18 protein-coding genes are annotated in these 21,376 nt (G+C 72.6%); 11 read left to right on the top strand and 7 right to left on the bottom strand.

Features of this window, described 5'->3' with window-relative positions; all coding sequences use genetic code 11:
- The first annotated feature begins 189 nt into the window (after nt 1-189).
- The 6 genes from ACIBQ6_RS24630 to ACIBQ6_RS24605 all read left to right on the top strand — a co-directional run bounded on the left by ACIBQ6_RS24630 (nt 190) and on the right by ACIBQ6_RS24605 (nt 7,550).
- Nucleotides 190-2,526 carry a polyribonucleotide nucleotidyltransferase gene (locus ACIBQ6_RS24630; RefSeq protein WP_358298420.1) on the top strand — a complete coding sequence of 779 codons (2,337 nt, stop codon included), beginning with the start codon at nt 190-192 and terminating at the stop codon, nt 2,524-2,526.
- 46 nt (nt 2,527-2,572) lie between these two features.
- The gene (locus ACIBQ6_RS24625; RefSeq protein ID WP_397214680.1) at nt 2,573-3,880 is read left to right on the top strand and encodes a M16 family metallopeptidase; all 1,308 of its coding nucleotides are present in this window, start codon (nt 2,573-2,575) and stop codon (nt 3,878-3,880) included.
- 114 nt (nt 3,881-3,994) lie between these two features.
- Nucleotides 3,995-4,732, top strand: a complete 738-nt coding sequence (dapB, locus tag ACIBQ6_RS24620; protein ID WP_357988077.1) for a 4-hydroxy-tetrahydrodipicolinate reductase — start codon at nt 3,995-3,997, stop codon at nt 4,730-4,732.
- 146 nt (nt 4,733-4,878) lie between these two features.
- Nucleotides 4,879-5,352 carry a GNAT family N-acetyltransferase gene (locus tag ACIBQ6_RS24615; protein ID WP_358298416.1) on the top strand — a complete coding sequence of 158 codons (474 nt, stop codon included), beginning with the start codon at nt 4,879-4,881 and terminating at the stop codon, nt 5,350-5,352.
- A 9-nt stretch (nt 5,353-5,361) separates the two neighbouring features.
- Nucleotides 5,362-6,024: a TenA family protein gene (locus ACIBQ6_RS24610; RefSeq protein WP_352320742.1), complete on the top strand. Its 663-nt coding sequence runs from the start codon at nt 5,362-5,364 to the stop codon at nt 6,022-6,024.
- Nucleotides 6,015-7,550: a PucR family transcriptional regulator gene (locus ACIBQ6_RS24605; protein WP_397214678.1), complete on the top strand. Its 1,536-nt coding sequence runs from the start codon at nt 6,015-6,017 to the stop codon at nt 7,548-7,550. The genes ACIBQ6_RS24610 and ACIBQ6_RS24605 overlap by 10 nt, the downstream gene beginning before the upstream one ends.
- Here the strand turns inward: ACIBQ6_RS24605 and ACIBQ6_RS24600 are convergent.
- Nucleotides 7,537-7,773 carry a glutaredoxin domain-containing protein gene (locus tag ACIBQ6_RS24600; protein ID WP_352365313.1) on the bottom strand — a complete coding sequence of 79 codons (237 nt, stop codon included), beginning with the start codon at nt 7,771-7,773 and terminating at the stop codon, nt 7,537-7,539. The two genes, ACIBQ6_RS24605 and ACIBQ6_RS24600, sit on opposite strands and share 14 nt — an antisense overlap.
- Nucleotides 7,774-7,903: 130 nt before the next feature.
- On the opposite strand from ACIBQ6_RS24600, the gene ACIBQ6_RS24595 reads away from it, so the two are divergent.
- From ACIBQ6_RS24595 to ACIBQ6_RS24575, 5 genes are read left to right on the top strand one after another with little or no spacing between them, the layout of a single operon-like run.
- A complete protein-coding gene (locus ACIBQ6_RS24595; protein WP_397214676.1) occupies nt 7,904-9,526 on the top strand; it encodes an ABC transporter substrate-binding protein in 1,623 nt (540 codons plus the stop codon).
- Entirely contained in the window at nt 9,526-11,394 is a 1,869-nt protein-coding gene (locus ACIBQ6_RS24590) for a prolyl oligopeptidase family serine peptidase (protein WP_397214674.1), read from the top strand. The genes ACIBQ6_RS24595 and ACIBQ6_RS24590 overlap by 1 nt, the downstream gene beginning before the upstream one ends.
- A complete protein-coding gene (locus ACIBQ6_RS24585) occupies nt 11,394-12,347 on the top strand; it encodes an ABC transporter permease (protein WP_358298405.1) in 954 nt (317 codons plus the stop codon). The genes ACIBQ6_RS24590 and ACIBQ6_RS24585 overlap by 1 nt, the downstream gene beginning before the upstream one ends.
- Nucleotides 12,344-13,186 (top strand): ABC transporter permease, encoded by an 843-nt coding sequence (locus ACIBQ6_RS24580; protein ID WP_352365305.1) that lies wholly within the window; start codon nt 12,344-12,346, stop codon nt 13,184-13,186. The genes ACIBQ6_RS24585 and ACIBQ6_RS24580 overlap by 4 nt, the downstream gene beginning before the upstream one ends.
- Before the next feature lie 2 nt (nt 13,187-13,188).
- The gene (locus ACIBQ6_RS24575; RefSeq protein ID WP_397214820.1) at nt 13,189-14,937 is read left to right on the top strand and encodes an ABC transporter ATP-binding protein; all 1,749 of its coding nucleotides are present in this window, start codon (nt 13,189-13,191) and stop codon (nt 14,935-14,937) included.
- Here the strand turns inward: ACIBQ6_RS24575 and ACIBQ6_RS24570 are convergent.
- The 6 genes from ACIBQ6_RS24570 to ACIBQ6_RS24545 all read right to left on the bottom strand — a co-directional run bounded on the left by ACIBQ6_RS24570 (nt 14,934) and on the right by ACIBQ6_RS24545 (nt 21,295).
- The gene (locus tag ACIBQ6_RS24570) at nt 14,934-15,509 is read right to left on the bottom strand and encodes an XRE family transcriptional regulator (RefSeq protein ID WP_358298403.1); all 576 of its coding nucleotides are present in this window, start codon (nt 15,507-15,509) and stop codon (nt 14,934-14,936) included. The two genes, ACIBQ6_RS24575 and ACIBQ6_RS24570, sit on opposite strands and share 4 nt — an antisense overlap.
- A 49-nt stretch (nt 15,510-15,558) precedes the next feature.
- A complete protein-coding gene (locus ACIBQ6_RS24565; RefSeq protein ID WP_397214671.1) occupies nt 15,559-16,377 on the bottom strand; it encodes an alpha/beta fold hydrolase in 819 nt (272 codons plus the stop codon).
- A gap of 7 nt (nt 16,378-16,384) precedes the next feature.
- Nucleotides 16,385-17,107: a GAF and ANTAR domain-containing protein gene (locus ACIBQ6_RS24560; protein ID WP_397214669.1), complete on the bottom strand. Its 723-nt coding sequence runs from the start codon at nt 17,105-17,107 to the stop codon at nt 16,385-16,387.
- Nucleotides 17,108-17,208: 101 nt separating this feature from the next.
- Nucleotides 17,209-18,207 (bottom strand): adenosine deaminase, encoded by a 999-nt coding sequence (locus tag ACIBQ6_RS24555; protein ID WP_352365297.1) that lies wholly within the window; start codon nt 18,205-18,207, stop codon nt 17,209-17,211.
- A gap of 2 nt (nt 18,208-18,209) precedes the next feature.
- A complete protein-coding gene (locus ACIBQ6_RS24550) occupies nt 18,210-19,949 on the bottom strand; it encodes an adenine deaminase (RefSeq protein ID WP_397214667.1) in 1,740 nt (579 codons plus the stop codon).
- On the bottom strand, nt 19,946-21,295 hold the full coding sequence (locus ACIBQ6_RS24545; RefSeq protein ID WP_364340261.1) for a cytosine permease: 1,350 nt from the start codon (nt 21,293-21,295) through the stop codon (nt 19,946-19,948). Before ACIBQ6_RS24545 ends, ACIBQ6_RS24550 begins: the two co-directional genes overlap by 4 nt.
- Nucleotides 21,296-21,376 lie beyond the last annotated feature (81 nt).

The raw sequence follows: 21,376 nt of genomic DNA, 5'->3' as shown, positions 1-21,376 counted from the left end.
TACGAACGACCGGGCGCTTCGATCGAAGACCGGCGCTGCACCTTCTATGGGGGACACGCTGACGGATCGCCGCCACCGTGCCACCGGGCACGACGGATGGGCAGCCGTCCGACGAGCGGGTCCCTTCATAGGCACGAGGGTGCCGGTGAGAAAAGAGGGCGCGGGTGACCGACCACAAGGAGGTCCCCCGTGGAGGGTGTCCACACCGCTGAAGCCGTCATTGACAACGGCTCTTTCGGCACGCGCACGGTCCGGTTCGAGACCGGTCGTCTCGCGCGCCAGGCGGCGGGTTCCGCCGTCGCCTATCTCGACAACGACACGATGGTGCTCTCGGCCACCACCGCGTCCAAGGCTCCCAAGGAGAACTTCGACTTCTTCCCGCTCACGGTCGACGTCGAGGAGCGCATGTACGCCGCGGGCCGCATCCCCGGCTCGTTCTTCCGCCGTGAGGGCCGTCCGTCCGAGGACGCGATCCTGACCTGCCGCCTGATCGACCGGCCGCTGCGCCCGTCGTTCGTCAAGGGTCTGCGCAACGAGATCCAGGTCGTCGCCACGGTCATGGCGCTCAACCCCGACCACCTCTACGACGTGGTCGCCATCAACGCCGCCTCGCTGTCCACGCAGCTCGCCGGGCTGCCGTTCTCCGGCCCGATCGGCGGCGTGCGGGTCGCGCTGATCGAGGGCCAGTGGGTGGCCTTCCCGACGCACCCCGAGCTGGAGCGGGCCACGTTCGACATGGTCGTGGCGGGCCGCCTGCTCGACGACGGCGACGTCGCGATCATGATGGTCGAGGCCGAGTCCACCAAGGACACGCTCAAGCTGGTCGCCGACGGCGCGGTCGCGCCGACCGAGGAGACCGTCGCGCAGGGCCTTGAGGCCGCCAAGCCGTTCATCAAGGTGCTGTGCGAGGCGCAGTCCCGCATCGCGCAGGTCGCCGCCAAGGAGACCGCCGAGTACCCGGTCTTCCTCGACTACCAGGACGACGTCTACAACGCGGTCGAGGCCGCGATCAAGACCGAGCTGGCCGCCGCGCTGACCATCGCCGGCAAGCAGGAGCGCGAGACCGAGCTCGACAAGGTCAAGGCGCTGGCCGCCGAGCGGCTGCTGCCCGAGTTCGAGGGGCGCGAGAAGGAGATCTCCGCCGCGTTCCGCTCGGTGATGAAGAAGCTCATGCGTGAGCGGGTCGTCAAGGAGGGCGTCCGCATCGACGGCCGCGGCACCAAGGACATCCGCGCCCTGTCGGCCGAGGTCCACGTGGTGCCCCGGGTGCACGGCTCGGCCCTGTTCGAGCGCGGCGAGACCCAGATCCTGGGCATCACCACGCTGAACATGCTGCGCATGGAGCAGAACATCGACACGCTCAACCCCGAGCGGACCAAGCGCTACATGCACAACTACAACTTCCCGCCGTACTCCACCGGTGAGACGGGCCGCGTGGGCTCGCCCAAGCGCCGCGAGATCGGTCACGGCGCACTGGCCGAGCGGGCGCTCATCCCGGTGCTGCCCTCGCGCGAGGAGTTCCCGTACGCCATCCGCCAGGTCTCCGAGGCCCTCGGCTCCAACGGCTCCACCTCGATGGGCTCGGTCTGCGCGTCCACGATGGCGCTGCTGGACGCCGGTGTGCCGCTCAGGGAGATGGTCGCCGGCATCGCGATGGGCCTGATCAGCGAGGGCGGCAGCTACGTCACGCTGACCGACATCCTCGGCGCCGAGGACGCCATGGGCGACATGGACTTCAAGGTCGCCGGCACCAAGGACGTCATCACCGCCCTGCAGCTCGACACCAAGCTCGACGGCATCCCCGCCTCCGTGCTGGCCGCCGCGCTGAAGCAGGCCAAGGGCGCCCGCCTGGCGATCCTCGACGTGATGCAGGAGGCGATCGACTCCCCGGCGGAGATGAACCCGACCGCGCCGCGCATCATCACGATCAAGGTCCCGGTCGACAAGATCGGCGAGGTCATCGGCCCGAAGGGCAAGATGATCAACCAGATCCAGGACGACACGGGCGCCGAGATCACCATCGAGGACGACGGCACGATCTACATCGGCGCCACCGACGGGCCCTCCGCCGAGGCGGCCCGTTCGGCGATCAACGGCATCGCGAACCCGCACATGCCCGAGGTCGGCGAGCGTTACCTGGGCACGGTCGTCAAGATCGCGGCCTTCGGGGCGTTCGTCTCGCTCATGCCCGGCAAGGACGGCCTGCTGCACGTCTCCCAGATCCGCAAGCTGCACGGCGGCAAGCGCATCGAGAACGTCGAGGACGTCATGGGCGTCGGCGAGAAGATCCAGGTCGAGATCGCCGAGATCGACGGCCGGGGCAAGCTCTCCCTCGTGCCCGTCGAGGTCATCGAGAAGGAGGCCGCCGAGAAGGAGGCCAAGGCCGCGGCCGGCGCCGAGGACGGCGAGGCTCCCGCGCCCGAGGCCGACTCCGCCGCCGCCGAGGACAAGCCGGAGCGGCCCCGCCGCACCCGGACCCGCGTGCGCACCAGCCGCCCCAACGAGGGCGACGACCGCAACTCGTGACCGGGCAACCACAGTTCTCGGCACCCCCGAAGCAGGAGGCCTCGTGATGACCACCACGCTGCACCCCGGCAAGGACGGAGCCGGGGTCGTCAGGCGCACCGTCCTGCCGGGCGGGCTCCGTGTGGTGACCGAGACCATGCCGACCGTGCGTAGCGTCGCGGTCGGCATGTGGGTCGGCATCGGCTCGCGTGACGAGGCCCCCGAGCACATGGGGGCCACCCACTTCCTCGAACACCTGCTGTTCAAGGGCACGCCCACGCGGGACGCGATGGAGATCTCGGCCTCCATCGAGGGCATCGGCGGCGAGATCAACGCCTTCACCGCCAAGGAGTACACCTGCTACTACGCGCGGGTCCTCGACGAGGACCTGCCCGTGGCGGTCGACGTGCTCGCCGACGTGGTGACCAGCTCGCTGATCACCGAGGAGGACGTCGAGTCCGAGCGCGGGGTGATCCTGGAAGAGATCGCCATGCACGACGACGACCCGTCCGACGTGGTGCACGAGCAGTTCGCCGCCGCGCTCTACGGCGACTCGCCGATCGGCCGGCCCATCCTGGGCACGGTCGACTCGATCAACGCCCTGGGCCAGGAGCGCATCGCCGAGTACTACCACCGGTACTACCGGCCGCGTACGACGGTGGTGTCGGTGGCGGGGAACGTGCGGCACGAGGAGGTCGTCGAGCTGGTCGCCCGCGCGTACGAGCGGGCGGGCGCGCTGGAGGGCCCCTACGAGTTCGCCCCGCCGCGCACCAGCGGTCCGGGCGCCGAGACCCGTTCCGGGGTCAGGGTGCTGGACCGGCCGACCGAGCAGGCCAACCTGGTGCTCGGCACGACCGGCATGTCCCGCACCGACGACCGCAGGTTCGCGCTCGGCGTGCTCAACGCCGCGCTGGGCGGCGGCATGTCCTCCCGGCTCTTCCAGGAGATCAGGGAGAAGCGCGGGCTGGCCTACTCGGCCTACAGCTACACCTCGGCCTACGCCGACACCGGGCAGTTCGGGATCTACGTGGGCTGCCTGCCCTCGAAGATCGACGACGTGCTCAAGATCTGCCGCGACGAGGTGTCCCGGGTGGTGGCCGAAGGCATCACCGCCGACGAGATCATGCGCGGCAAGGGGCAGATGCGCGGCGGGCTGGTGCTCGGGCTGGAGGACACCGGGTCGCGCATGTCGCGGATCGGGAAGAACGAGCTGGTCTACGACGAGCTGATGTCGGTCGACGAGGTGCTGGCCCGGATCGAGGCGGTCACCCCCGACGAGATCGGGGAGGTCGCCCGTGACGTCCTGAGCCGGCCGCTCACGCTGGCCGTCATCGGGCCGTACGGGGACAAGGACTTCTCGGAGGCCATCGCCTGACCGGGTTCGCCCCGGCCGGGGTCGTCTTGAAGGGGGAGAGCGGGATTCCGCTCTCCCCCTTCACGGTCCGGGGGGTGCTTGGGAGGGGGTGGCGGGCGTAATAGGGTTGGGGGCGTGATCAGGGTTGGTGTGCTGGGCGCGCGTGGTCGCGTGGGCGTCGAGGTGTGCAAGGCGGTCGAGGCTGCGGACGACCTGGAGCTGGTGGCCGCGCTCGACAAGGACGATCCCGTCGAGGGGCTCGAAGGCGCCGAGGTGGTGGTCGACTTCACCCATCCCGACGTGGTCATGGGCAACCTGGAATGGGCCATCGCCCACGGCGTGCACCCGGTGGTGGGCACCACGGGGTTCGACGCCGGCCGGCTGGAGACCGTGCGCGGGTGGCTGGAGCGTTCGCCGGGCGTCAACTGCCTGATCGCCCCCAACTTCGGCATCGCGGCGGTGCTCATGATGCACTTCGCGCAGCAGGCGGCCCGCCACTTCGAGTCCGTCGAGATCATCGAACTGCACCACCCGAACAAGGCCGACGCCCCTTCGGGCACCGCCCGGCGTACCGCTGAGCTGGTGGCCGAGGCGCGCGGCAAGGCCGGGCTCGGCGGGATGCCCGACGCCACCAGCACCGCCCTCGACGGCGCCCGCGGCGCCGACGTCGGCGGGGTGCACGTGCACGCGGTGCGTCTGTCCGGGCTGATCGCCCACCAGGAGGTGCTGCTCGGCGGCGACGGCGAGATCCTCACCATCCGGCACGACACGATGAGCAGGTCGGCGTTCACGCCGGGCGTGCTGCTGGGCGTGCGCCGGGTGCGCGAGCTGCCCGGCCTCACCGTGGGCCTGGAGCCCCTGCTCGACCTGTGACCGCTGCACGACGTGCCCATGACCGCATGTGACTGGGGTCATGGGCACGTCGTGAGGAGAGGGTCCCGGCTCCGCACAGCCGGGCCTACGATCATCAACACTAATACCAGCGGCGTGGTCCACCCGAAACATGAGACCGTGTCGTCATGGTGCGATGGGCCGACCCCGGCGAGCTGGCCGGGCTGATCTCTGTGGAACTGGCCGCCGACAAGCTGTTCGAGCAGGCCGGCATAGTCTTCCCGGCGGGCACGACGATGGTCGAGGACGTCACGGACGCGACCTCGGTGCTGGTCGAGGGCGACCCGCCGGCCGGGTTCGCGCTGATCGGCCGGGTCGACGGCAACCTGCATCTCGACCAGCTCGCGGTGCACCCCGACCACATGCGGCAGGGCATCGGCGGGCGGCTGGTGGAGGCGGTGGCCGACCACGCGCGGGCGGTCGGGGCGCCGGCGGTCACGCTGACGACGTTCCGCGACGTGCCCTGGAACGCCCCCTGGTATGAGCGGCACGGCTTCGCGGTGCTGCCCGAGGCCGAGTGGGGGCCGGAGCTGCGGGCGCTGGTGGAACACGAGCGCGAGCTGGGCATCGAGGTGGCGCCGCGGGTCGTGATGCGCCGATAGCCTGGGCGGGTGAGCCGGTTTCGTGATGAGTTGTGGCAGGTCGTCGGCGGTGTGTACGACCAGATCCTGGCCCACCCGTTCCTGTCGGGGCTGACCGACGGATCCCTGCCGCGGGAGGCGTTCCGCCACTACGTGGTGCAGGAGGCGCACTTCCTGCCCGACTACGCCAGGGCGCTGGCGGCGTGCGCGGCGCGTTCGCCGGAGCCGTCCGGTGTGCAGCGCTTCGCCCGCGACGCCGCCATGACCGTCGAGGTGGAGCACAGCCTGGTGGTGGAGCTGCTGGCCGCGTTCGGGCTGGACGAGGCCGACGCGCGCAAGACGCCCGCCGGGCCCACGACGGTCGGGTACACGTCGTACCTGGTCCGCACGTGCTCGCTGGGCACGTTCCCGGAGGCGCTGGGCGCGATCGTGCCCTGTTACTGGATCTACGCCCGGGTCGGCGAGACCCTGCTCGGCCGGTCCTCTCCCGACCCGCTCTACGCCTGGTGGATCGACACCTACGGCGGCGAGGGCTACCAGGAGACCGTGGCGGGAGTGCTCGATCTGCTGGACGGGCTGGCGCCGGCCGGCGAGGAGCGGCTGCGGCTGCTCGACCGCGCGCTCACCACCGCCCGCTACGAGTGGATGTTCTGGGACGCGGCCTGGCGCCGGGAAGGCTGGCCATGCGGCTGAGGGACCTCCTCCAGGCCGGCCAGCTCGCCCTGAAGGTGCTGACCGGGCACGACCTGCTCGACCGGCGCGTACGCGGCGTCGCCACGACCGACCTGCCCGACCCGGCCATGTTCGTCAAGGCGGGCGAGCTGGTGCTCACCGAGCTGACCTGGCACACCGGCCCGTCCTCCTCGCGCGACTTCGTCGCCAAGCTCGGGGACGTGGCGGCGCTGGTCGCCGGCACCGCGCTCAAGGTGCCGCCGGCCGACCTGATCGACGCCTGCGCCGAGGCCGGGCTGCCACTGCTCACCCTGCCGGTGGACGTGCCGTTCAGCCAGGTCACCGAGCACGTCCTGCGGGCCCTGATCGCCGAGCTGGGCACGCCGCCGCGGCCCGCGTACGCCGCCCGCAGGCGGCTGGCAAGCACCCTGGTCGACGGCGGCAGCCTCACCAAGCTCGTCACGGCGGTGGCGGGCGAGCTGGACGTGCCCTGCTGGGTGCTCTCGCCCACGGGCCGGGTGGTCGTCGGCTCCCAGCCGCTGGACGCCGCGGCCCGGCTGCGGCTGGCGCACACGTTCCTGACCGCCCGTTTCCTGCCCGGGATGGTGACGCAGGAGGACGGCACGGCGCTGTCGGTGTTCCCGGTCAGCAAGGGGGCGCCGCACCGCATCGCCAACTGGTTCCTGGCGTACGCGGGGGAGCAGGTGCAGGGCGAGAACGAGGACCTGGTCGTCGAGCTGGCCGCGCTGGTGGCGCTGGAGCGCTCGCGGCTGGAGGCGGCGCAGCGCATCGAGCGGCGGGTGCTCGACCAGCTCCTGACGCTGCTGGAGTCGGGCGACGCGGCGCTGCCCGGCGTGGTGTCGCGGCTGCACACGCTGCACGTGGAGACCGAGCACGGCCTGCTGGCCGTCGCCCTGTCGGCGCGGCTCGACGGCGGCGGCGACGAGGTCGCCGTGCCCGTGCTGGACGAGCTGCTGCGGCCGCTGGCGCCCGGCATCGTCACGGCCACCGGCCCCGCCGAGGCGGTCGCGCTCGTCCCGCTGGCGGGCAACACGGCCGACGAGCTGACGGCCCACGTGCTCAGGGGCGCGCGCACCCTGGAGGCGGGGCTCGGTCAGGGCCGCATCACGCTCGGGGTGAGCAGCGTGACGACCGGCCCGGCGGCGCTGAGCAGCCTGATCGAGGAGGCCAGGCACGCGCTCACGCTGGCCGGCCTGAGCGGCGACCGGGTCAGCGTGATCACCGGCGACGACGTCAGCTCCCACCGCACGCTGCTGGCCGCCATCCCGGGGGAGCTGCGCCGGGCGTTCCGGTCGCGGCTGCTGGGGCGGCTGGAGTCGTACGACGCGGCCAACCAGACGGACCTGCTGGAGACGTTGCAGGCGTACCTGGAGGAGTCGGGCTCGTGGGCGGCCACGGCCGAGCGCCTGCACGTGCACGTCAACACGCTGCGCTACCGGCTGCGCCGGATCGAGGAGCTGACCGGCAGGTCGCTCAACTCCTGGGACGAGCGGGTCGACTTCATGCTGGCCCTCAGGATGCGCTGAGCCGCGCCCGCACCTCCTCCACACCCGGGTTGACCAGGGCGGAGCCGTCCGGGAAGACGACCGTGGGGATGAGCCAGGAGCCGCCGTTGAGCTCGGCGATGAGGTCGACGGCGCCGGGGGTCTCGTCCACGTCGATCTCGGTGTACGGGATGCCGGCGCGGGAGAGCTGCGCCTTCAGCCGGTGACAGTGACCGCACCAGGGAGCGCTGTACACGGTGATCATGTATTTCCGATTCGTTAGGTGGGTTTGACTGGTGGCGCAGACGCCGAATACTCTCATGTGCCAACTGGAGTTTACCGGTAGACACTGCAGCTAGGCGGGTTGACCGGTCGTGTGAAAGTAGGGTCCCCCGGTGGCCGATCTGCCTGTCTCCCGGCGTTCTGTCCTGCGGTCCGCCGCCTTCGCGGGGGCGCTCGCCGTGCTGCCCGGCCTGCTGTCGGCGTGCGGGCCGGCCGAGCAGGAGGCGGGGACGGCCGCCAAGAAGAGCCTCGACGTCCTGCGCGTCGCGCTGCCCTCCTCCATCGGGTCGCTGGACGCGGCCAAGGAGGCGGGCATCATGAACTACGTCGTGGCCCTCCTCGTGCAGGAGTCCCTGGTCGGCGTCGGCCCGGACGGCAGCCTCCAGCCGTCCCTGGCCGAGTCCTGGGCCAGGAAGGACGCCACCACCTACGTCTACAAGCTGCGCCCCGGCGTGACCTTCTCCGACGGCAGCCCGCTCACCGCCGCCGACGTGGTCGCCAGCCTGAACCTGCACGCCAGGAAGGGCTCGACCACCGCCTTCGCCTACGCCTACGCCAACGTGGACACGATCGAGGCCACCGGCGACGCCGAGGTGACGATCAAGCTCAAGAGCCCCGACGCGGCGTTCGCGTGGGTGCCCACGCCCGGCACGCTGCTGGTGACCAGCGCGAAGTTCATCGAGGCCACCGGCGAGCGCATCGGCACGCCGGAGGGCAAGCTGCTGGGGACGGGGCCGTACAAGGTGGCCGAGTTCGCCCCCGACTCGCACGTCACGCTGGAGCGCAACGACGCCTACCGGGGCGGCAGGCCGGCCTTCCGGCAGATCAGGATCGACTTCATCCCCGAGGAGTCCACCCGGCTGCTGGCCATGCGCGGCGACAACGTGGACGTCGCGCTCAACGTGCCGGCCGAGCAGATCGACCAGTGGAAGGCGGTGCCCGGCGCGCAGGTGCTGACCGCCGCCGACCGCTCGCTGGTCACGCTGGCCTTCAACACGGCCAAGAAGCCCTGGGACGACGTGCACGTGCGCCGGGCCGTCGCCCACGCCGTGGACCGCGAGGGCATCGTCAGGAGCGTGCTGCGCGGCCACGGCAAGGTCGCCACCGCCGTCCCGGACCCGGCCCAGTGGGGCGGCGTGCTGGACGAGGCGGAGGTCGCCGCCCTGTACGCGGCCATCCCCCAGTACGGCTTCGACCTGGCCCAGGCCAAGGCCGAGCTGGCGAAGTCGGCCACGCCGCAGGGGTTCGCCGACACGCTCACCTACCCGAGCAGCGGCCCGCAGCTCGGGCGGGCGGCGCTCACCCTGGCCGAGAACCTCAAGACCATCGGCATCACGCTGGAGGTCAAGGAGGTGCCGCTCGAACAGTGGATCGCCGACCTCGGCAAGCACGGCTCCGGCGTCTACCTCGGCTGGTACTTCGCCACCACCGGCGACCCCGCCGAGTACGTCCAGCAGCTCCTGCACGGCGGCGCCACCGGCGAGAACGGCACCAACATCGCCGAGTACGACAACGCCGAGGTGACCGGCCTGCTGGACCAGGCCAAGGCGGGCACCGACGACGCCGCCCGGGGCAAGCTGCTCGGCCAGGCGCTGGTCAGGGCGGCGGCGGACGTGCCGTACCAGCCGCTGTGGTGGGGCGAGGCGGCCACCGCGTTCGGCAGGGCGGTCGCCGCCGAGGGCTTCGGGCCCTACTTCTTCGTCGGCCCGTGGGCGACGAAGGTGGCCGCACGCTGATGACCGACGCCATCCACGCGAGCCGGACGGCCGGCACGCGCGACCCCATCGACGTGCATCAGGCGCTGGCCGGGATGCGTTATCCCGAGTCGGTGTCGCTGCACCCCGGCGGCGACCGCGTCGCCTGCGTGATCGACGGCGTCGCGTACGTCGTCGGCCTCGACGGCGCCATGGAGGCCGACGGCGACTGCCACGGACCGGTCCGCTGGCTGCCCGACGGGCGGCTGCTGCGCACGCCGTCGCCGTCCGAGCTGGCCGTCGAGGGCTGGCGGGCCCGCGTGGACGGCGAGATCGAGGACCTGATCCCCGGCGACGACGGCACCGTCCTGGTCCGGCTGGCCGACCCCGGCAGCGAGCGCGACGGCAGCCACCTGGGCCTGCGCGTGCACGACCCGTCCGACCCCTTCGTCCTGACGCCGGGCGGCCGGCTGCGCCGCCTGGCCTGGTTCGAGATCGGCGACGACCGCCCGCGCCGGCTCGCGCTGCCCGGCCTGACCGTGTGGGACGCCGACTGGCGCGGACGCCGCGCCCTGGCCGTGACCTCGGAAGACGAGACGCCCGCCGGGTACTACCGGCCCCGGCTCGACCTGGTCGAGGACGGCGAGGTGCGCACGTTGCACCGCACGTCCTGGCAGCTCGCCCGGCCCCGGCTGGCCCCGGGCGGACGGGCCGCCGTGGTGGTCGAGGGGCTGTCGATCGTCTCCGGCCGAGTCCTGCGGGCCGACCTGGTCACGGGGGAGGTCGCCCACCTGGGCGACCTGGACGACGTCACCGACCTCGGCTGGCTGGACGACGACACCCTGTGGTTCACCGGCTGGTCGGGCACCGGCGTGCACGGCGGGGTGCTCAGCGCCGCCGACGGCCGCGTCCTGAGCCGCTGGACGGCCCGGGGAACGCTGGGCGGCCGCGACGGCCAGCCCTCGCTGTCCGTGGACCGCACCGGCACGGTGGCCGCGGCCTGCTGGGAGAGCCCCGAGCAGCCGCCCGAGGTCGCCGTGGCCGTCCTGCGGGAAGGCGACTGGCGTGCGGTCACCGCGCTCAACGCCGGGCTGGCCGGGCTGGCGGCGCACCAGGAGGAGATCACCTGGACGGGCCGCGACGGCCTGCCGGTCAGCGGCCTGCTGCTCACCACCCCCGGCGCCGGAGAGGGACCCAGGCCGCTGGTCGTCATGGTGCACGGCGGGCCCACCTGGTTGTGGTCCAGCTCGTTCGCGCCCGCCGAGTCCAACCAGCTCGCCGTGCCGCTCGCGCACGCCGGCGCCGCCGTCCTGCTGCCGAACCCCAGGGGCAGCAGCGGCCGCGGCCAGGACTACGCCCGCGCGGTCATCGGCCAGGTCGGCGCGGCGGACCTGGACGACGTGCTGGCCGGCGTGGACCACCTGGTCGCCGCGGGTGTCGCCGACCCCGGCCGGACCGCGGTCATGGGCCTGAGCTACGGCGGATACCTGACCGCCTGGGCCGTCACCCGCACGAGCCGCTTCCGCGCCGCCGTCGTCATGTCCGGCGTGAGCGACTGGCTGAGCTTCTCCACCGCCAGCAACCTCGCGGGCGGCTTCGACCCGCTCTACCACGCCGGGGCCGACCCGGCCACCAGCGAGGGACGCGAACGCCTGGCCGCCCGCTCACCCGTGCACCACGCCGCCAAGGCCGCCGAGGCCGCCACCCCGACCCTGATCCTGCACGGCGAGCGCGACCGCACCACCCCTCCCGGCCAGGCCGAACAGCTCTATCGTGCCTGGTCGGCGGCGGGCGTGAGCACTCAGCTGGTCCTCTACCCTCGGGAGGGTCACGAGCTGGTCGAGCCCGCCCACCGCAGGGACGCGGCGGAGCGCGTGATCGGCTGGCTGACCGGGGGCGGGGTGTTGTGATGGGCTGGGCCGGGTTCCTGCTGCGCAGGTCCGCGGGCACCGCGGCCGTCGTGCTGCTGCTGTCGGCCGGCGTGTTCGGCCTGCTCTACCTGGCCCCGGGCGACATCCAGCAGACCCTGCTCGGCACCCGTCCGGCCACCGCCGACACGATCGCCGCCCTGCGGGGCCGCTACCACCTCGACGACCCCGTCGCCGTCCAGTACCTGCGCTGGCTCGGCGGCGTGCTCGGCGGCGACCTCGGCACCTCCATCAGGACCGGCCAGCCGGTCGCCGGGATGCTCGGCGAACGCCTGCCGCGCACGCTCGTCCTGACCGGCTACGGCACGCTCCTGGCCGCGCTGGCGGGCCTGCCGCTCGGCGTGCTGGGCGCGCTGCGCAAGGGCCGGGCGAGCGACCGCCTGGTGGTGACCGCCGGGGTGGTGGGGCTGAGCGCGCCGCCGTTCGCGGTCGGCCTGCTGCTGCTCGTGGTGTTCGCGCTCGGGCTCGGCTGGTTCCCCGTCTACGGCACGGGGGAGGGGTTCGCGAGCGAGTTGTGGCACCTGACGCTGCCCGCCGTCGCGCTGGCGGCCGGGGCGGCCGGGATGCTGCTGCGCTTCAGCAGGGCCGCGCTCGTCCGCGAGCTGGACCAGGACTACGTGGTCTTCGCCCGCGCCCGCGGCCTGAGCGCGCCCGTCGTGCTCGGCTACGCCATGCGCAACTCCCTGGTGCCCGTGCTGACCGCGGCCGGGCTCGTCGTCACCGGCATGCTCGCCGGGACCGTGCTGGTGGAGGTCACGTTCGCGCTGCCGGGGCTCGGGTCGCTGCTGGTCGACTCGGTCACCTTCAAGGACGTGCCGGTGGTGCAGGCGCTTGCGCTGCTGCTCACCCTCCTGATCGCCGCCGTCAACCTGCTGGTGGACGTCGCCTACTCGGTGGCCGATCCGCGCGTGCGGCTCGGCGGGGGCGCGTCGTGACCGCGCCGGCCCGCACGCGCGGGCGTGCCGTGATCCGCCGGTTCCCGATCGCCGTGCCGCTGGCGCTGGCCGTGCTCGTGGTCGTCGTGGCCGCCGCCGCGTTCGCGCCCTGGCTGGTCCCCGGCGCCACCGCGCAGGACCTGATGACCGGCATCTCCATGCCCGGCCCCGGCCACCCGCTCGGCACCGACGACCTGGGCCGCGACGTGCTGAGCCTGCTCGTCGCGGGGGCCCGCACCGCCGTGCCGGGGGCGTTCGCCGTGGCCGCCGGCTCCATGCTGATCGGCAACCTGCTCGGCCTGGCCGCCGGCTACTTCGGCGGCTGGACGGACACCCTGGTCATGCGCTGGGCCGACCTGATGTTCTCGCTGCCCGCGCTGCTGGTCGCGATCGTCGTGGCGGGCGTGCTCGGCGGCGGTTACGGCCTGGCCGTCGCCGTGCTGGTGGTGCTGTTCGCGCCCACCGACACGCGCGTGGTGCGCGGCGCGGTCCTGGAGCAGCGGCACCGGCCCTACGTCGAGGCGGCGCTGCTGAAGAACCTGTCGTCCTGGCGGATCATGACCCGGCACATCTGGCCGAACATCGTCCCGGTCAGCCTGGCCTCGGCCTTCCTGAACTTCGCCTTCGCCCTGGTCTCGCTGTCGTCGTTGTCCTTCCTCGGCCTGGGCGTCCCGGCCGGATCGCCCGACTGGGGGCGCACGCTGGCCGACAACCGCACCCAGCTGCTGGCCAACCCGTGGGCGGTCATCGCGCCCGGCCTGGCCGTGATCGTCACCGCCGCCGCGCTCAACCTGGTGGGCGACTGGCTGCACGAACGCTTCGAGCGGAGGGCCCGGTGACCATGCTGCGGGTGGCCGACCTGACCGTACGGCAGCCGGACACCGGCCGTACGCTGCTGTCGCAGGTGTCCTTCGAGGTCGCCGCCGGCGAGTCGGTGGCGATCGTGGGCGAGTCCGGCTCGGGCAAGTCGCTGACCGTCCGCGCGCTGCTCGGGCTGCTGCCCGCCGGGCTGGAGTCCACCGGCCTGGTCGAGATCGACGGGCGACGGGTCGACGACGACCCCAGGGCCAGGCGGCGGCAGCGCGGCGGCACGGTCTCGCTGCTCATGCAGGACCCGTTCACGCTGCTCAACCCCCTGCGCAGGGCCGGCAAGCAGATCGCCGACGGCCTGCCGGACGGCGCCGACCCCAACACCGAGGTGCCGCGGCTGCTGGCCGAGGTGGGCCTGCCGGCCGAGGTGGCGGGCCGCTACCCGTTCCAGCTCTCCGGCGGCATGCGGCAGCGGGTGGGCCTGGCCTGCGCGCTGGCCGCCGCGCCGCGGATCCTGCTGGCCGACGAGCCGACCACCGCCCTCGACGCCACCACGCAGCGCGAGGTGCTCGCCCTCATCCGCCGCATCCAGCGCGAACGGGACATGACGTTCCTGCTCATCACGCACGACCTGCGGCTGGCGTTCTCGATGTGCGACCGGGTCGTGGTCATGTACGCGGGCCGGGTCATGGAGGTCGGGCGCGCCGCCGAGCTGCGCAAGGAGCAGCGGCATCCGTACACGCGGGCGCTGCTGGCCGCCGAGCCGCCCGCCGACCGGCGGCTGCCGGTCATCCCGTCCGTGCCGGGCTCGGTGCCGGCTCACGACGCGGTGGCCGGGCGCTGCGGGTTCGCCGACCGGTGCGCGCACGCGGGCGAGGAGTGCCGCGCGGGCGTCCCGGCCCTGGTTCCGGTGCCGGGCGCGGAGGTTCGCCTGTCGGCCTGCGTACGGGCCGCCGCGCTGCCCGAGGCGCCGCCGCCCCCGCCGGGCGTGCCGTCGCCGCCGCGCACCGCCGCCGCGCCGCTGCTGGCGGTGACAGGCCTGCGGAAGACGTACGCGGGCGCGTCGCGGCCGGCCCTGGCCGGTGTTGACCTGACCGTGGCGCCGGGCGAGGTCGTGGCCGTCGTCGGCGAGTCGGGGTCGGGCAAGACCACGCTGGCCCGCTGCGTCACCGGCCTGGAACGCCCCGACGCGGGCGTCATCACCCTCGACGGGCTCGACTGCTCCGACCCCACCCGCATGTCCCGCCAGGCGGTGCGCCAGGCCCGCCGGACGGCACAGATGATCTTCCAGGACCCGTACTCGACGCTCAACCCGGCGCGTACCGTCGGTGCGACGCTCAAGGAGGCGCTCGCCGCCGACGGACGCCCCACGGACGTCGGCGCGCTGCTGCGCCTGGTGGGCCTCGACCCCGCACTCGCCCGCAAGCGCCCGGCCGGCCTGTCGGGCGGCGAGCGGCAGCGCGTGGCCATCGCGCGGGCCGTGGCCGGCGAGCCCCGCCTGCTGGTCTGCGACGAGCCCGTCTCCGCCCTCGACGTCTCCGTGCAGGCGCAGGTGCTCACCCTGCTCGCCGGGCTCAAGGAACGCCTGGGCATGGGCCTGCTGTTCATCACCCACGACCTGGCCGTCGTCCGCCAGCTCGCCGACCGCCTGTACGTGTTGCGGGCCGGCGAATGCGTCGAGACCGGCGACGTGGACCGGGTGCTGGACGCCCCCGCCCACCCCTACACCCGCGAGCTGCTGGCCAGCGTGCCCGACGGAAGCAGCCGCTGGCCCGGCTAGTCGTAGGAGATCAGCGTGAGCATCCGGCAGCCGCGCTCGCCGGTGGAGTAGACGTGGTCGACCTCGGCCCCGAACCGCACCGCGTCGCCCTCGCCCAGCCGCACCGACCACGAGTCGCTCTCGACCGTCACCTCGCCGGACACCACGTAGGCGTGCTCCACGGACCCGTGGCCGTGGGCGCTCCTGGCGCTGCGCGTCAGCGGCGGCAACTCGCCCTCGGCCAGCTCGAACCGCCGCCGGTCGGCCGCCGCGAACAGGCCGCGCACAGTCGTGTCGCCCACCGCCACCGGCAGGCCCTCGCTCCTGCGCAGCACCTCGGGCTCGGCGAGCCGGGTACGGGTCAGCTCGGCGAAGGTGAGCTCCAGCGCCCCCGCCAGCCGGGTCAGCACCTCGATCGTCGGGTTGGCCACGCCGCGCTCGATCTGTGAGATCAGCGCCTTGCTCACCCCGGTCAGCTCGGCCAGCTCGCGGACGCTGAACCCCCGGGCCAGCCGCGTGCGCCGCAGGTTGCCCGCCAGCGCGCCGCGCACCCCGGCGGCCTGCCCGTTGGTGACCGCGAGTTCCTGCCGCACGTGGTGAGTCCTTCCTGTCCCGGCGTCCACCCCCATCATGCCCTGCGCGTCAGGCCGTCTTGTCCAGGAAACCGGACACCGCGGAGACGAACGCGCCCGGGTCGTCCACCCACGGGAAGTGCCCGGCGCCGGGCAGCGTCACCGGCGTGGCGTCGCGGAACAGGGCGGCGAAGGGCCGCGCGTAGAGGCGGCAGGGGTGGACGTCCAGGTCGCCGGTCAGCAGCAGCGCCGGGGCGTCCAGCGCGGCCAGCCCGGCCCCGACCTCCTCGGGCGTCACCGGGGACGGCGCGTAGAAGCCGTCCGCCGCGGCCTCGCCGCACTCCTCCTCGGCACTGGCGGAATGGGCCGCGGCGCGTTCGGTCCAGGGGCCGTAGAAGAACCGGTGGCGCTCCACGCCCTCGTCCGCCAGGAACTCCGCCAGGGCGGCGGCGTACCACGGCTCGTGCGCGCGCAGCTCCAGACCGGCCTGCCAGTCCTCCTCGGTCGCCATGAAGCCGACGGCGACCGGTGAGGGCGCGACCAGGCACAACGACCTCAGGCGGGCCGGATGCAGCCCGGCGTACCGGACGGCCACGTTCGCGCCCGCCGAGTGCGCCAGCAGGTCCATGCGATCCAGCCCAAGGTGCTCCCGCAACGCCTCGACGTCCTCGGCCAGCCGGTCCCACCGGTACGTCCCGGGGTCGGCCGGGATCGCCGAGTCGCCGGTGCCCCGGCCGTCCAGCCGGATCAGCCGCCGGGGCAGGCCGCCGAGGTCGCCCAGGTAGCGGGAGGCGCGGCCGGGGCCGCCGGGCACGCACACCAGCGGCTCGCCCGTCCCGGATACGTGGTAGGCCAGCTCGGTCCCGTCGTGGGCGAGAAAGGAGGGCATAGGGCGATTATGCCGGGTGCCCGTGGTCGTCGGGCGGCGGATCCTCGAACCGCGGCCGCTGCGGCGGGCCGCCGCTCACCGACCGGACGATCGTCGCCGCGACGTGGTGCACCTTGAGGTTGCGGTCCTGGGAGACGTTGCGCAGGATCTCGAACGCCTGGTGCGCGGTGCACCGGCGCTGCGCCATGACGATGCCGATCGCCTGGTCGATGACCGGGCGGGTGCCGAGCGCCTCCTTCAGCTGCGCCGCCACCTCCCGCGTACGGGCCGCGCCGATCGCCACGTCGAACAGCACGCCGATCGTCGCGGCGCTCACCTGCGCCGCGACGTGCGTCCGCGCGGCGAAGCCGCCCGCGCCCGCCGAATAGAGGTTGAGCGTGCCCAGCAGCCGCCCCTCGGAGGTCAGCGGCTCGGCGTGCAGGCTGAGGATCCCGTGCGGCTGCGGGCAGAAGGACCCCCAGCGGGCGTCGCCGGCCGCCAGACCGGCCGCCGTGACCGCGCGCCCGGCCTCGATCGCGTCGAAGCTCGGCCCCCGCCCGGCCGCCGACTGCATGCCGTCGAGCACCCTGGCACGGGCGTGTGCGCACGCCGCCGAACGGATGCCGCGTTCGGTGCACAACGTCACGCTGACCAGCGGAGAGTCGGGCATCGCACGGGCGGCGACGACGACACTCCGCGCCAGTGCCCGTTCGAACTCGTCGATTCCGGCCGGAACAGCGGTCCTGTTCAACAAATCCCTCGCGCTCGGCTGCGGCTCACGCCTGCGACCAGACAGCCTGCCCCTCCAGCGGGGTTCTAAGCGGCCCCCGCCGGAGGTTTTCCCGGGACTTCTCAGGCGAGGTAGGCGTCGACCTCGGCCAGGTAGGCGTCCTTCAGGTGCCGCGGCAGCCAGGTGATCTCGAACGCGTTGCGCTCCAGCCGGGCCAGCTCCTCGCGGGTGAGCTGCAGCTCCTCCTGCAGTGCCACCAGGTTCTCGCCCACGTACCCGTTGAAGTACGCCGGGTCGTCGGAGTTGATCGTCACCCGCACGCCGAGCTCCATGAGCTTGCGGATGCCCTCGGCCTTCATGGAGTCGGTGACGTACCCGTTGGAGATCGGGCAGCAGGTCAGGCCGATGCCGCGGGCCAGCACCAGGTCCACCAGCCGCTGGTCCTCCAGGATGTTGACGCCGTGGTCGATCCGGTCGACGCCGATCTCCTCGATCGCCTGCCGGATGTGCTCGATCGAGTTGTCCTGGTCGACGTCGCAGTGCATGGTCAGCAGGTAGCCCTCCTGGCGGGCCCGCTCGTACACGGCGGCGAACTTGGCCGGCGGGTTGCCCTTCTCGTCGGAGTCCAGGCCGATGCCGACGATCCACTCCTTGTACGGCAGCGACTCCAGCAGCGTCGCCATCGCGTACTCGGCCTGGAAGTCGCGCAGGAAGCACATGATGAGCTGGGCCCGCACGCCGAGCTGCCGGTCGGCGTCGATCAGCGCCCGCCGCAGCCCGCGGATCACCACGTCGAACGGCACCCCGCGCGAGGTGTGCGCCTGCGGGTCGAAGAAGATCTCGGCGTAGCGCACGTTCTGCTCGGCGGCCTTGCGCAGGTAGGCCATGGCCAGGTCGTAGAAGTCGGGCTCGGTGCGCAGCACCTGCATGCCCTCGTAGTAGACCGTGAGGAAGGAGGGGAGGTCGTCGAAGGAGTAGGCGGCCCGCATCTCCTCGACCGACGTGTAGGGCAGCGCGATGCCGTTGCGCCGGGCCAGGTCGAACTTGAGCTCCGGCTCCAGCGTGCCCTCGATGTGCAGGTGCAGCTCGCACTTGGGAAGACCGGCGATGAAGTCCTTCATGATCAAACCTCCGTGAGGATGGGGTCGACGACCTCGAGCCGTACGCAGTCGACCAGCCCGAGGTCGGTGACGGCGTAGTCGGGGATCGCGGTGATCGACAGGAAGAACAGGTACATCAGCGGCGCCGGCAGCGTGCAGCCCAGCTCGCGGGCCAGGTCGTCGAGCCGCTCCTCCAGCACCGCCATCTCGGCGGCCGGCAGGTCGGAGACGATGCCGCCGACCGGCAGCAGCAGCAGCGCCCGCACCTCGCCGTCCACCACCACGGCCTGGCCGCCGCCCTGCTCGGCGACGGTGTTGACGGCCAGCGCCATGTCCTCGCGGGAGGCGCCCACGCAGATGATGTTGTTGTCGTCGGGCGCCGCGCTGGTGGCGATCGCGCCGGCCCGCAGGCCCATACCGCTGACCATGGCGACCGGCTTGTTGCCGGTCTTGCCGTAGCGCTCGACGACCGTGACGAGCAGCGCGTCCTGCTCCACGGACGGCTCCACGACGCCGTCGCTCACCGGCAGGGTCACGTCGCGCCTCCTGCGGACGAAGACCTGCTCGGTGAAGCCGAGGGTCAGCACGGTCGCCTGCTCGCCCTCGGCGCGCAGCACCAGGTCGCCGGCGGTGACCGGGGCGATCGGGAACGGCCGGACCGGGCCGCGCTCGGGGGCGGGCGTCGGCGTGACCATCCGGCCGTCGCGGGCGGCGGGCACGCCGTTGGCGATCACCTCGCGGACCCGGAAGTCCTCCAGCGAGTCGACGATCAGGACGTCCGCGAACCGGCCGGGGGACAGGCTGCCCACCAGGTGGTCGATGCGGTACATCTCCGCGCAGTTCACCGTGGCCATCTGGATCGCCGTCACCGGGTCGACCCCCGCCGCGACCGCCATCCGGACGAGCTTGTCCATGTGGCCGCCCGCCAGCACGTCGGCGGCGTGCACGTCGTCGGTGCAGAACGCCAGCCTGCGGGCGCCGGCCAGGGCCACGGCCTTGATGTTCTCGTCGAGGAAGTGGGCGACGGAGGACTCGCGGATGATGCCGTACATGCCGCGGCGCAGCTTCTCCAGCATCTCCTCATGCGAGTACGACTCGTGGTCGAGCCGCACCCCGGCCGCCGCCAGCCCGCTGATCCGGCGCGGGTCGGACAGCGGCGCGCAGCCGAACACCGGCAGGCGCCGCTCCCGAGCCAGGTCGAGGGCTTCCATGACGGCAGGATCGGAGTGTTCCACCATCTCCTGGACGGTCTCCCAGATCCCCACACATTCCGGCCATTCGTGGGCGATCCTGTGCTCAGCCGGACCGAACGGATGCCCGACGGTCGACTCCGGCACGGTGTAGGGCGCCTTGGCGGGTGCACCCCACCAGATTCGCATGCCGGTCGCCGCCGACTCGTCCAGGAAACGCCGGACGCCCGGCAGCCCCTCGGCCACGAGGATCTGGTCCAGCCCCGACACCACGCTCGTCGTGCCGAACGGCACCACCAGGTCGGCGAAGCTGGTGACCGACAACTTGCTGCACTCGATGTGCAGGTGCCCGTCGATCAGGCCGGGGACCAGGTAGCCGCCGCGGGCGTCGATCACCTCGGTGTCCGGGCCGCGCTCCAGCACCGGCTCGACGGCGGCGATCCGGCCGCCCACGATGCCGATCTCGGCCGGGTAGAGCTCGCCGGTCAGCACGTTGACGAGCGTGCCGTTCGTGATGATCGTGTCCGCGGGCCGCCGCCCGTACGCCACGTCCAGCAGGTCGCGGTCCATCATGCCTCCACAGTCCGTACGGCGGGCCGCGGCACGAGCAGCGCGTACGCCGCACCGGCCACCAGGAAGCCCGCGAAGATGCTGAAGTCGCTGCCGCCCGTCGCCTCCGACAGCGGCCCGACGAAGACGGCCGAGTTGATCCACAGGGCCGCCGCCACCATGCCCAGGACCTGCGCGATGATCGCCGGCCACCGGACCTGGCCGGGCGCCTGCTCGTCGAACAGCGCCTCGGCGTCGTAGCGTCCCCTCCTGCGCAGCCAGTCGGTGATGTAGACCCCGGCCCAGGGCGCCAGCCAGATGATCAGCAGCGCGAGGAAGTTGTTGAGCATGGTGTTGAAGCTGTTCGAGGTCACCGCCACGAACGTGATGAGCACGCAGAGCACGAGGTCGCCGACGACCGCCACCCAGCGCTTGACCTTGATCCCGGCCGCCTGCAGGTTCAGCCCCGAGGAGTACAGGTCGGTGGTGTTGACCGCGAACAGCGACACGATCGCCAGCAGCAGGTACGGCACCACGAACCACTGCGGCAGCGCGCCCGGCAGCCCCGAGATCGGGTCGGTGTTGTCCTTGACCACGGTCGCCACGGCCGCCCCGAGCGTCATCAGCAGCACGTACGGGACGAATCCGCCCAGGGCCGCGTACCCGAAGACCGCCTTCCTGGAGGAGTTCGCCGGCAGGTAGCGGGAGTAGTCGCCGCCCAGCGGCCCCCACGACAGCCCGCCCGCCGACATGATCATCGCGATCGCCATCGTGAACGTGGCGAAGTCCGCCGACCCGCCGCCGCCCCCGAGCTCCACCTTGGGCGCGATCAGGATCGCCATCAGGCCGAACAGCACGACGAACACCCAGGTGAAGTACTTCTGCGCCTTCATCACCGCGGCGTGCCCGATCAGCGGCAGCACGAGCTGGATCGCCGCCGCCACCAGGATCACCACGACCTTGAGCCCGAGCCCCTGGTCGCTCACCCCCGCCTGCTCCAGCAGCGACAGCGCCGCGAACGTGATGAGCACCATGCCGCCGGCCTCGAAGCCCACCATGTTGAGCCAGCCGAAGAAGCTGAGCACGCGGGCGCCCTTGGGGCCGTAGGCGGCCCTGGAGACCGCCATGGTGGAGGTGCCGGTGGCCGGGCCCTGCAGGCTGGTCAGGCCGACCAGCGGGAACGACAGCAGGTTGCCGATGACGATCGCGATGACCGCCTGCGTGAAGCTGAGCTGGAACGCCGCCACGATCGTGATGCCGTAGACGAGGGTGAAGATGCCCATCGTCGTCCCGGACCAGAGGAAAAGCAGGTCACGCGGGCGGCCGTACCTTTCGCCGGCCGAGACCAGTTCGATCCCGCGTTGTTCCATGGCCCCTCCTGAGGGTCGCTGGGTGTGTGCGCACACAGTGAACCGTAGGGGGGTGACCTGGTGAGTTATCGGGACATACGA

It is taken from the genome of Nonomuraea sp. NPDC049655, assembly GCF_044465465.1.
In the GTDB taxonomy this organism is placed as follows: domain Bacteria; phylum Actinomycetota; class Actinomycetes; order Streptosporangiales; family Streptosporangiaceae; genus Nonomuraea.
This window is presented reverse-complemented; position numbering and strand designations above follow the sequence as displayed.